This is a genomic window from Peribacillus sp. TH14 (genome assembly GCF_016651145.1).
Classification (GTDB): domain Bacteria; phylum Bacillota; class Bacilli; order Bacillales; family DSM-1321; genus Peribacillus; species Peribacillus butanolivorans.
The window spans coordinates 2,047,962-2,059,983 of sequence record NZ_JAEKEK010000001.1 but is presented as its reverse complement, the minus strand read 5'-3'; the positions used below and the strand labels follow the sequence as shown (position 1 = coordinate 2,059,983).

General features: G+C 38.9%; 12 protein-coding genes. 1 reads left to right on the top strand and 11 read right to left on the bottom strand.

Annotated features, from left to right (window positions below; all coding sequences use genetic code 11):
- Window positions 1–56 precede the first annotated feature (56 nt).
- Together JFU50_RS10020 and JFU50_RS10015 are read right to left on the bottom strand one after the other, a co-directional pair.
- Window positions 57–254 (bottom strand): DUF951 domain-containing protein, encoded by a 198-nt coding sequence (locus tag JFU50_RS10020; RefSeq protein WP_201187747.1) that lies wholly within the window; start codon window positions 252–254, stop codon window positions 57–59.
- 21 nt (window positions 255–275) lie between these two features.
- Window positions 276–1,112 (bottom strand): mechanosensitive ion channel family protein, encoded by an 837-nt coding sequence (locus JFU50_RS10015; RefSeq protein WP_056521973.1) that lies wholly within the window; start codon window positions 1,110–1,112, stop codon window positions 276–278.
- Window positions 1,113–1,504: 392 nt separating this feature from the next.
- Between JFU50_RS10015 and yyaC the strand changes: the two genes are divergently transcribed.
- On the top strand, window positions 1,505–2,140 hold the full coding sequence (gene yyaC, locus JFU50_RS10010; protein WP_201187749.1) for a spore protease YyaC: 636 nt from the start codon (window positions 1,505–1,507) through the stop codon (window positions 2,138–2,140).
- A 68-nt stretch (window positions 2,141–2,208) separates the two neighbouring features.
- On the opposite strand, the gene JFU50_RS10005 is transcribed toward yyaC, so the two are convergent.
- The 9 genes from JFU50_RS10005 to spoIIIJ form a co-directional block, all read right to left on the bottom strand.
- Window positions 2,209–2,910 (bottom strand): DUF554 domain-containing protein, encoded by a 702-nt coding sequence (locus JFU50_RS10005; RefSeq protein ID WP_201188162.1) that lies wholly within the window; start codon window positions 2,908–2,910, stop codon window positions 2,209–2,211.
- Window positions 2,911–2,986: 76 nt separating this feature from the next.
- Window positions 2,987–3,847, bottom strand: coding sequence for a ParB/RepB/Spo0J family partition protein (locus tag JFU50_RS10000; RefSeq protein WP_053348315.1), 861 nt, complete (start codon window positions 3,845–3,847; stop codon window positions 2,987–2,989).
- Window positions 3,840–4,601 carry a ParA family protein gene (locus JFU50_RS09995; protein WP_053348844.1) on the bottom strand — a complete coding sequence of 254 codons (762 nt, stop codon included), beginning with the start codon at window positions 4,599–4,601 and terminating at the stop codon, window positions 3,840–3,842. The genes JFU50_RS10000 and JFU50_RS09995 overlap by 8 nt, the downstream gene beginning before the upstream one ends.
- Window positions 4,602–4,825: 224 nt before the next feature.
- Complete coding sequence (noc, locus tag JFU50_RS09990) at window positions 4,826–5,689, bottom strand: nucleoid occlusion protein (RefSeq protein WP_201187758.1); 864 nt, start codon at window positions 5,687–5,689, stop codon at window positions 4,826–4,828.
- A 410-nt stretch (window positions 5,690–6,099) separates the two neighbouring features.
- Complete coding sequence (rsmG, locus tag JFU50_RS09985; RefSeq protein WP_056521964.1) at window positions 6,100–6,816, bottom strand: 16S rRNA (guanine(527)-N(7))-methyltransferase RsmG; 717 nt, start codon at window positions 6,814–6,816, stop codon at window positions 6,100–6,102.
- Window positions 6,817–6,846: 30 nt separating this feature from the next.
- Complete coding sequence (mnmG, locus tag JFU50_RS09980) at window positions 6,847–8,733, bottom strand: tRNA uridine-5-carboxymethylaminomethyl(34) synthesis enzyme MnmG (RefSeq protein ID WP_053348312.1); 1,887 nt, start codon at window positions 8,731–8,733, stop codon at window positions 6,847–6,849.
- Window positions 8,734–8,753: 20 nt separating this feature from the next.
- Complete coding sequence (gene mnmE, locus JFU50_RS09975; RefSeq protein ID WP_053348311.1) at window positions 8,754–10,139, bottom strand: tRNA uridine-5-carboxymethylaminomethyl(34) synthesis GTPase MnmE; 1,386 nt, start codon at window positions 10,137–10,139, stop codon at window positions 8,754–8,756.
- A 346-nt stretch (window positions 10,140–10,485) separates the two neighbouring features.
- Window positions 10,486–11,106, bottom strand: a complete 621-nt coding sequence (gene jag / locus JFU50_RS09970) for an RNA-binding cell elongation regulator Jag/EloR (RefSeq protein ID WP_201222487.1) — start codon at window positions 11,104–11,106, stop codon at window positions 10,486–10,488.
- A complete protein-coding gene (spoIIIJ, locus tag JFU50_RS09965; protein ID WP_053348309.1) occupies window positions 11,103–11,891 on the bottom strand; it encodes a YidC family membrane integrase SpoIIIJ in 789 nt (262 codons plus the stop codon). The genes jag and spoIIIJ overlap by 4 nt, the downstream gene beginning before the upstream one ends.
- Window positions 11,892–12,022 lie beyond the last annotated feature (131 nt).

Sequence of the window (12,022 nt, the reverse complement as noted above, 5' to 3'; positions counted from 1 at the left end):
AGACAAGTAAATCATTGAGATAGTAGGACCGCTTTCTTTCCATGAAAAAAGCATGATCATTCCTCATGCTTTTGTAGAACCTTTTTCATTTTCTTCGCAAACTCACGTCGGGGCAACATCACGCTATGACCGCACCCTTCACATTTTATCCGGATATCCATGCCCAGCCGGATAATTCTCCACTTATTCACTCCACATGGATGTGGTTTTTTCATTTCGACAATATCTTTAAGTGCAAATTCCTTTTCATCCATAACCATGAGCCCCCCTAGTTCCTACGACTCGCTGCCTTTGTATGTAGATGTAATTCCACTTAAATCAAGAGCAGCACTTAATTCTTTTCTTATTATTCTGCTCATTTCGACATGACGCATCGGTTTTGTTTCAGCTGTGACCCGAAAGACAACTTCATCAGGACTTATCATTTCAATTCCTAAAAATTCAGGTGCTTTGACTAAGAAGTCATATTTACCTTCCATATTATTCAAAGTTTGAATAAGTACCCTCTCAGCAAGTTCTACTGATCCATCATTAGGTATAGCTACATCCACCACTGCTTTACTGTTTAATATGGAGTAATTTGTAACTTGAACAATACTACCATTAGGTATGAGGTGCAATTCTCCTGAGCTACTTTTAATTTTTGTTGTACGAAGCCCAATTTCGAGAACTTCACCCTCAAATGTATTAATCTTAATATAGTCCCCAACCGAGAAGTGATCTTCAAAAATCACAAAGAATCCTGTGATAATATCTTTGACCAAACTTTGGGCACCAAACCCAACTGCCAAACCAAGAATCCCAGCTCCAGCCAGTAAAGCTTTTACATCGAATGAGAAAATTTCAAGAATCATTATCAAGGCAATGAAATTGATAACGTAAGTGATGATATTTTCCAGTAACTTAATGAGTGTCGTTTCCCTACGCTCCGAAACCCGAATAGGACTTCTTAATCGAGCTTTGAAGAATTTATTTATAATGGTCTTTCCTATTCTAATAATAATACGCGATAACAACAGAACAAGGAAGATTTTAATAATTCCCTCCCCCATCAGTAGCCATACTTTTTCATCCAATAATTCTTTTGTAACGTTATTATAAATGCTATCCATCTCTTCCTCCTGCCTATTGCAAAAACCTGCAAAACTTTTAGATTCCCTATGACCTTCCTATTTGGACGTATTCCATCTACCCCTCAAGCCGAAAGATAACCCTAAATAAGAAAAGTTTTCTCTATTTTATCAATAAATATGGGTTTCTGTACAAAAAAAATATGGGTAATAGGTAAGGTAATTAGAAGTTTTTTCTATTTCCATGAATGATTTTTTGCTAGAGAGTATATATAACGAAAATTGGTAGAGGAAGAAGCATCTTACGATTTCCCCTTCCCCCGTTTGCGTGTTCTTATCAAATAAATCCCCCACCAATTTTACATTAAATACCGTATATTTTTCCTTTTTTATCCGTATACTGTAATACCAAACGAAGTAAAGGAGTTGAGCCGATGAATCTGAATTCTAGTCTATTTAATAATAATAAAAATAGATTGAGCCGCATCCTACATGAAGATACGGATGCATCTAAACAAATTTCCCAAGAATTAATCAACCTTCTTCCAACTGGAAAGCTTCAACCTATCGTAATTGTCTGTATTGGCACAGACCGTTCTACTGGCGATTCCCTCGGTCCACTTGTCGGCACTCTGCTTAATGAAAAAACAGAAGACGGTGCCTCTTCCTTCCATGTTTATGGAACTCTCGATAATCCTATACATGCTATGAATTTACAGGAAAAATTAAGTGAAATTAACAAAATCCATACCGATCCCTTTATCGTCGGAATCGATGCTTGCTTAGGAAAATTGAAAAGCGTCGGCATTGTTCAAATTGGCCAAGGTCCGGTGAAACCTGGCGCTGGAGTCAATAAAGATCTACCTTCTGTTGGCAATGCCCATATTACTGGAATCGTGAATGTCAGTGGATTCATGGAGTTTATGGTCCTACAAAATACTCGTCTTAATCTAGTCTTAAAAATGGCCAAAACCATTGCAGAGGGTATTTATGAAGCACAAAATCATTATCCAGTTAAACCAACTTTCACTCCATTCTCCTGGTCATTCAAGCAGGAAAAAACCCTTTGATTCTAATGTTCCTGAAAAGTTTGGCCGAGTATAAAAATAAAGGAAGGGGTTCACCCCTTCCTTTATTTTTATACATAATACATGATTGTAACTAGAATTGCTGTAATCATTATTCCTGGAAGCAGGTTAGCCACCCTGATTTTGGTGACACCGATAATATTCAAGCCAATCGCTAAAATCATGACTCCTCCAGTTGCTGTCATTTCAAGAATGAAGGAATCCATTAACTCAGTTGGGATCAAAGTATTAATTTGCCTTGAAAAAATGGCAATGAATCCTTCATAAAGAATGATAGGGAATGCTGAAAAAAGTACACCAATGCCAAGAGTACTGGACAGAACTAGCGCTGTAAACCCATCAATAATCGATTTTGTTATTAAAACATCATGATCATTACGGATCCCACTATCCAAGGCACCGATAATGGCCATCGCTCCAATGCAAAATATGAGCGTGGCTGTTACGAATCCCTGTGATATCGAAGTTCCTTTTTTCGCTTTCATCCGACGTTCAATCCAATTGCCTAAAGAATTAAGCCTGGCTTCAAGATTCATCCATTCTCCAAGCACAGCGCCTCCCACAATACTTATAATGACCATGATAAAATTTTCACTCTTAAAACCCATCTGCAATCCTAAGACAATAACGGTCAAACCGATACCACTCATAACCGTTTCTTTTATCTTCTCAGGTATATGCTGTAAAAACATTCCCAAAATCGACCCGATTAAAATACAAGCCCCATTCACAAAAGTCCCCAATAAAACCATCTTATTCACCTAATTCTCTACAGTAAGATCCCCTTGTTGCATATCTGCATTCAAAAATCGTCTCTCAAAGAAGGGACTAAGAGGAAAGGTTTTCTTGATCAATCAAGTCTAATATTCTCTCTAAATCTTCTTTTGAAAAGAATTCGATTTCTATTTTCCCTTTTTTCTTGCTTTGTTTAATAGTCACGCTTGTTCCTAGTCTTTCACGTAGACTTGACTCCCGCTGCTTTATAAAAATATCTTTTTTCACTTGTTTCGCAGGTTTAGTTTCACGTGAAACCGTATCATTTAATTGATGAATATATTGCTCTAGCTTTCGGACATTCATTCCTTCTTTGAGAATTTTGTCTATAACTGGCTGAAGCAACTCTTTTTTCTTTAATCCTAGTAATGCACGACCATGCCCCATAGAAATTTCACCTTCAGAGATATAACTCCTTATCTTTTCAGGCAAAGATAGTAATCGAACATAGTTAGCAATATGCGGCCGACTTTTCCCCAAGCGAATAGCCAACTGTTCTTGAGTAATTTCTAATTTTTCAAGCAGGGTTTGATAAGCAGCCGCTTCCTCGATTGGGTTTAAATCTTCCCGTTGAAGGTTTTCCAAAATGGCCAGTTCCATCATCTGTTGTTCATTCAGTTCTCTCACAACAACCGGTACTGTCTTTAAACCAGCTTCTTTTGCGGCACGATAACGTCTCTCCCCAGCCACAATTTCATAGCCTTTAATACTTTTCCGGGCAATAATCGGCTGTAATATCCCGTGCTCTATGATTGATTGCTTAAGTTCTTCTATCGCTTCAGGTCGAAAACTTTTCCGGGGCTGATAAGGATTTGGCCTTAATTCCCTCAATTTAATTTCCCGCACGATTTCATCTTTACTGATTTCCCCATTGTTGAATAGTGCGTTTAGTCCTTTGCCAAGTCCCTTAGCCATTTGACACCACTTCCTTTGCCAGTTCTAGATAGACCTCCGCTCCTCGTGACTTTGGATCATAAATAATTATCGGTTCTCCATGGCTCGGCGCTTCACTCAATCGGACATTACGTGGAATGATGGTTTGATAAACTTTATCCTGAAAGTATTTTTTGACTTCCTCAATAACTTGAAGACCCAAATTTGTTCTAGCATCCAACATCGTCAATAGCACACCTTCGATTTTCAAATCATGGTTTAAATGCTTTTGCACGAGACGGACCGTATTTAAGAGCTGACTTAAGCCCTCCAATGCATAATATTCGCATTGTACAGGAATTAAAACAGCATCAGCAGCTGTTAATGCATTTAGGGTAAGCAGTCCTAATGATGGTGGACAATCGATTACAATGTAATCATACTGACTCTGCACCTCTTCTAACGCCCTTTTTAAACGGACTTCCCTAGAGATGGTTGGAACAAGTTCTATTTCAGCACCCGCAAGTTGAATTGTCGCAGGTATGACATATAAGTTTTCAACCTTTGTTTCCAAGATAACGGTACTGGCTTCGACATCATCAACCAATACATCATAAATACATTGTTCTACATCTGCTTTATCAATACCTGCACCGCTTGTCGCATTTCCCTGCGGATCGATATCGACCAATAAGACTTTCTGTCCTATGTATGCAAGACAAGCACTAAGGCTGACAGAAGTTGTCGTTTTTCCAACACCGCCTTTTTGATTGGCAATGGCGAGAATCTTACCCACGAATTCACCTGCTTTCAACTATCTTTATACTCTATATCTAAATGCATTTACCGTAATTTTCTTTCTTTCTATTTTATCATGAATAATCCTGGAAGAAATCGTTTTCTGAAATTCCTCTTAAAATTTGGAATTTCCCTAAAAATAACCAAAAGATACTGTTGAAAAGAGAGAATAAAAAAAGCTTGGTAATCGAAGACTACCAAGCGGGGCTAAGGAAAAGGGGATCAAGTTTTCTTCTTAGGAATTTTAATCGTAAATTGATAATATTCCTCGAATTCCTCTTCCTCTGCATCCAAATTTATTCCATTGTCTGTTACCATATTCAACGATTGACGGATGGTATTTACCGCAATCCTCATGTCTTTACTAAACGCCTTTCGTTTTGGCTTCGGCTTAAGTACCGTTCCGGTGAGGAGCTTGACGACCCGCTCTTCTGTCTGCTTAACGTTATAGCCTTTTTCGATGATTTCCAAAAGTAGTTTGATCTGCTTTTCCGGACTTTTTAAAGGAATTAACGAGCGGGCATGACGTTCCGTAATTTGCTTTTGAAGAAGTGCATCTTGGACCTCCTTCGGCAACTTAAGCAGCCGAAGCTTATTCGCCACGGTAGATTGGCCAATTCCGAGTCTTTGTGCCAGAGCCTCTTGAGTTAAACTATGAAGCTCTAATAGTTTCCCATAAGCTAATGCTTCTTCAATCGGTGTCAGCTCTTCACGCTGAAGGTTTTCTATCAGCGCAACTGAAGCCGTTTCAGTATCCGTAAAATCCTTAACAATAGCCGGTGCCAATTCCCAACCAAGCTTTTGCATAGCACGAAAACGACGCTCGCCTGCAATGATTTCGTATTTCCCCTGACCATACGCCCTTACTACAATCGGTTGAATGATTCCGTGTGTATGAATCGTTTGAGCCAATTCTGCAATTTTATCGTCATTAAAAACGGTCCTTGGTTGAAATCGATTAGGCACAATATCAGAAATGGAAATTTTTCTTATTTCTTCGTTATTATTATTGCTAGGTGTCTCCATCTCTAGTTGCTGTTCTTCTTTTTCGCCAAACCCAAAGAACCGCGAAAAAGGATGCTTCATCTTCCTACACCACCTTTTAAAACTCCCAAATAACATATTCTCTATTGAAAGGACAAGTCCTGCATACATTTCCCGACATGGTTATACATATGGCCCATCGTTGTAAAAAACATGTCGACTGTCGTCATTAAAGCAATAATGAGGCATAGACGCCCAGATATTATAGATATCTGCCGGCTTGCCCGAGATTATTTCCCTAATTTTTCAAAAAGATAAAACTCCGACTTTCTCGCTCTGTAGGAAAACGAGGCATATGGTTGTAAAGAACACTTTGTCGGATATTATCCTTCAGGTTTACTTATACATTTTTAAATGGATAAAAAAATCCTACATTTATAGTAAAAGAAAATTAGAACAAGTGCTAGCCAAAATCTATCTATCAGCCACAATGAATAGCCATAGTAAAAGGATTATTCAATGGGCTGTTTATTTGGTGTACCAGGTTTTCTAGGGTATTTTTTAGGAGTCTTCTTTACTTTTTTTACCGTAATGATGTTTCTTTCACTATTTTCTTCGGGCAATGTGAAGGGATAAATTTCTTCAATTTTTCCGCCTAATGTAAAAATCGCCTTCTTACCTGTATCCATTTCATCTTGTGCACTTGCCGCTTTCATGGCAATGAACGTCCCATCCGGTTTGACAAGCGGCAAACAAAGCTCACTTAAGACAGACATCCTCGCTACCGCTCTTGCCATAACAATATCATAGGATTCACGATGCTCTGGTTTTTGAGCGAAGGTTTCCGCCCGGTCATGGTAAAAGGAAACGCCCTTTAATTGTAACTCATCAGCAAGATGATTTAAAAAGGAGATCCGCTTATTCAAAGAATCCACGATAGATACGTGGATATTTGGGAAACAAATTTTCAAAGGAATGCTCGGAAATCCAGCTCCAGCTCCAACATCGCAAATCTGATAAGGCTTGTTAAAATCGAAATAGAATGCTGCACTGATTGAATCATAAAAATGCTTTAAATAAACTTCTTCTTTATTCGTGATGGCGGTTAGATTCATCTTTTCGTTCCATTCCACCAATAATCGATAATAGGTGTCAAACTGTTCAAGCTGACGAGGAGAAAGCTCGATACCCTTCTCCTGTAGCGCTTGTTGAAATTGTTCAATGTTCATGAATTCTTCAATCCTTTTCGGGTATTTCCGTTACTGAGAAACTCTGGCAATCTTACCTTGCTCCAAATAAACAAGCAAAATGGAGACATCAGCAGGATTTACACCGGAAATTCGTGAAGCCTGAGCTACTGATAGCGGGTGGACCTGTTTTAATTTTTGACGTGCTTCCGTTGCAAGACCGGAGATGGCATCATAGTCGATGTTCTCTGGAATTTTTTTATTCTCCATTTTTTTCAGACGATCGACCTGTTGCAGAGATTTTTCAATATATCCCTCATATTTAATCTGGATTTCGACTTGTTCCGTCACTTCGTCGCTTAGTTCGACATCACTTGGAGCCAGCTTCTGAATATGAGAATAATCCATTTCAGGACGTTTCAATAAATCAGACGCACGAATTCCATCCTTCAACTCACTGCCACCACTTGTGATAATAACGTCTTGCACTTCTTGCGTTGGTTTAATGAAGGTTGATTTCAGTCGTTCTTTTTCTACTTCAACTGCTTCCTTTTTCAAAAGAAAACGTTTGTAGCGGTCTTCTTTGATCATTCCAATATTGAAACCAATTTCCGTTAAACGTAAATCCGCATTGTCATGACGCAACAGTAAACGATATTCTGCACGTGAAGTCAGCAAGCGGTATGGTTCATTCGTACCTTTCGTAACAAGATCATCAATTAAAACTCCAATATAGGCATCCGAACGGCTTAAGATCAGTTCTTCTTTTCCTATCGCATTCAATCCTGCATTAATACCAGCCATCAACCCTTGGCCCGCCGCTTCTTCGTAGCCGGACGTTCCGTTAATTTGGCCTGCTGTATACAAGTTTTTAACTTTTTTCGTTTCTAGTGTAGGCCAAAGCTGTGTAGGAACGATTGCATCATATTCAATTGCATATCCCGCACGCATCATTTCCGCCTTCTCGAGCCCTGGAACCGTTTGAAGGATTTTTACTTGTACATCTTCAGGTAGACTTGTTGACAGCCCTTGCACATAGACTTCCTTTGTATTGCGCCCTTCAGGTTCAAGGAAAATTTGATGGCGCGGTTTATCATTAAAACGTACGACCTTATCTTCTATTGATGGGCAATAGCGTGGTCCAGTTCCCTTAATCATCCCAGAGTACATCGGTGAACGGTGTAAATTCTCATCGATGAGCTGGTGTGTTCCCTCATTCGTGTATGTTAACCAGCATGGCAATTGGTCAGTGATGAATTTCGTTGTTTCATAAGAAAAAGCACGTGGGACTTCATCACCAGGCTGTATTTCTGTTTTGCTGTAATCAATAGATGAACTATTGACGCGAGGAGGCGTTCCAGTTTTAAAACGAACTAAATCAAATCCTAATTGCTCCAAATGTTCAGAAAGTCTGATGGAAGGCTGCTGATTGTTAGGACCGCTTGAATATTTTAGTTCCCCTAAAATAATTTCTCCACGTAAATATGTTCCTGTCGTGATTACTACAGTTTTCGCACGATACACTGCACCTGTTTTAGTAATGACACCCGTACAAACATCATTTTCAACAATTAATTCCTCAACCATTCCTTGAATTAATGTCAAATTTTCTTGATCTTCTATCGTCTTTTTCATTTCTTGCTGATAGAGATATTTATCAGCCTGTGCCCTCAACGCACGGACTGCCGGACCTTTAGCTGTATTCAACATCCTCATTTGAATATGGGTTTTATCAATATTTTTCCCCATTTCACCGCCTAAAGCGTCAATTTCTCGGACAACTATCCCTTTTGCTGGTCCGCCAATAGACGGATTGCATGGCATAAAGGCGACCATATCTAAATTAATGGTAACCATCAAAGTTTTAGCTCCAACTCTTGCAGCTGCAAGGCCTGCTTCACTACCAGCATGTCCAGCTCCAATAACAATAACATCATAGCTTCCTGCTTCGTATTGCATGTTTTCTCCTCCTTTTACTGTTATTTTCCTAAACAAAATTGCGAGAACAATTGGTTGATCAAATTATCCTGAACACTTTCACCAATGATTTCGCCGAGAAGCTCCCAAGCCTTTGTGAAATCAATTTGAACTAAGTCAATCGGCGTCCCCATGTCAATCGCTTCAATTGCATCCTCAATTGACTGTAATGCTTGACCAAGTAAGGCTATATGACGAGCATTCGAAACATAGGTTAAGTCTCCTGATTCTAAAGAACCCTCAAAGAATAAAGAAGCAATCGCATCTTCCAACTCATTGACTCCTTGATCCTCAAGTAAAGACGTAGAAACAATTTTATGCGATGCTGCCTTTTCCTTAACCTGATCCAAATTGATTTTTTGCGGAAGATCAGTTTTATTGATAATAACGATAACATCCATTCCTTTAACGGCCTGGAATAGTTTTTCATCTTCAGGTGTAAAGTCATCGGAATAGTTTAAGACAAGTAATATTAAATCTGCCTCTTTTAATACCGCACGAGAGCGTTCAACACCAATTCGTTCAACAATGTCCTCTGTTTCCCGAATTCCTGCTGTATCGACAAGTTTAAGCGGTACTCCGCGAACATTGACATATTCCTCAATTACATCACGTGTTGTGCCGGGAATATCAGTAACGATGGCCTTATTTTCATGAACTAAGCTGTTAAGCAAAGAAGATTTTCCGACATTTGGGCGTCCGATGATAACCGTCGCCAGCCCATCTCGCAGAATTTTCCCTTGCTGTGCAGTATGCAGGAGTTTCTCTATCTCCGTCTTCACATAGCTGCCTTTTTCCAAAAATAAACGATGTGTCATTTCTTCGACATCATCATATTCCGGGTAATCTATGTTTACCTCGACTTGTGCGAGGGTCTGTAAAATTTCCTGACGTAACTTTTGAATTAATTTCGAAAGCCGCCCTTCCATTTGCCCTAAGGCTACATTCATCGCTTTATCTGTTTTTGCCCGAATTAAATCCATAACAGCTTCTGCTTGGGAAAGATCAATCCTTCCATTCAAAAAAGCTCGTTTCGTAAATTCACCAGGCTCTGCTAAACGAGCTCCCTGTGAGAGGATAAGCTGTAATACCCGATTGACCGAAACGATCCCGCCATGACAATTTATTTCGACTACATCTTCTCTTGTAAATGTCTTTGGGCCTTTCATAACAGAAACCATAACTTCTTCTATGATTTCACCTGTTTTCGGTTGAGTTAAGTGTCCGTAATGAATCGTATGTGATTTCACTTCGAGCAAACTTTTCCCGCCTGGTCCTTTAAAGATTCTATCGGCTATTTCTATGGCCTCATCACCGCTGATTCTTACGATGGCAATTGCCCCTTCCCCTAAGGGAGTAGAGATAGCGGTGATTGTATCGAATTCCATGCTTTCACCTCTTATATATTGATGTTTCTATATTTTTCCCATAATAAAATCGTCGAATTCCCTAAATAACTACAATACCACAGTATATTCATGAAAAAAAGTAGATACTCCTTCCTTTCAAGAGTTATCCACATGCATTAAAACCCATATTCTGTATCACTTATTTTAACTTATCCACATGTGAATAACAAATATTGCCCGCTTTCCTTCTTGCTCTTTTCTTAACTCTTTACCAAATTACGAATGGTCAAAACAGAAACATGTCGAATATTGTTGAATTTTTCTTTTATTTCTAGAGAATTCAACAGACAACCAAAAAAAGAACCTCCGCTTAATAGCAGAAGGTTCATCTGATTGGAGTAATGACCAAATGGCGATATGGCTCTGTACCATTGGAATTTGTTTTGATTTTTGGGTAATGCAGTAGAGCATTATGAATGACCTTCCGTTCAAAGGATGGCATTGGCTCCAGCGAAACAGATTTACCAGTTTTTATTGCTTTATTTGCCATTCTTTCAGCCAATTGGATTAAAGTATCATTGCGGCGATTTCGATAATCTTCTGCATCTACAGTTACATTCAAAAACTGCTTCGAATAGCGATTTGCAACCAGCTGCGTTAAATACTGAAGGGAATTTAATGTTTGCCCCCGTTTTCCAATTAATAAAGCAATCTTTTCACCTGATAAATGAAACGTTACATTCTTACCTTGACGACGGACATCAATTTCTGCATTAATTCCCATGTTTTCACTGACATTCTTCAAAAATTTCAGTGACTCTTCAATAGGGTCGGCTGGCAAAGTCACATGGACGATTGCCTTCCTTGCACCAAATAAACCAAGAAAACCTTTTTTGCCTTCATCTTCAATTTCAATCTCCACGCGATCCCTAGTGCTGTTCAGTTGAGCTAAAGCTAAATTTACTGCTTCTTCGACAGATTGTCCTGCAGCAGTTACTTTTTTCACTTTTTCTTTGCTCCTCCCGCGTTTTCCGCAGCTGCCTTTCTAAGATCTGGACCTTTAATGAAATACGTTTGAACGATACCGAAAATGTTACCTACTACCCAGTAAAGTGAAAGAGCAGCGGGAAATTTAATTGCAAAAACAACAATCATAATTGGCATGATGTAAAGCATCATTGTCATTTGTGCTGCCATTTGTGGATTAGAGTTCATTCCAACCATGGATAATTTTTGCTGAATAAAAGTCGTAATACCTGCAACAACCGGTAAAATATAATACGGATCCGGGGAACCTAAATCAAACCAAAGAAAGCTATGTAGAGCAATTTCTTCCGTACGGCTGATAGCATGGTAAAAACCGATCAAAATTGGCATTTGCACCAATATTGGTAAACATCCCGCCAATGGATTCACATTATATTTTGAAAATAAAGCCATCGTTTCTTGCTGTAGTTTTTGTTGTGTGGCAGCATCTTTTGAGCTGTATTTTGCTTGAAGTTCTTTCATCTCAGGCTGAATGGCCTGCATTGCTTTCGAGCTTTTCACCTGTTTGATCATAAGTGGAAGTAATGCTAAGCGAATGATTAAGGTAACACCAATAATCCCGAGACCATAGTTTTCCCCGAATGCTTCAGAGAGCCAAATAATCAGAGCTGATAATGGATAGACAATGTATTGATTCCAGAACCCTTCACTTTCTGCAGTTATAGGTTCCTTAATTTCCGTACACCCTGCTAACAACATCATTATAGAAGCTAGTCCAATAATGAGTAATATTCGTTTTTTCAACCGTAATTTCCTCCTAACTGCAATCAATCTTTTTTGAAACAATTTTGAACTGTTTACAAGCAGACTTCAAGGAAAAGTAATCCACTTTTTGTACAGTCCAATAAGGAATTTTCTATGTTATTTTTCTCAAT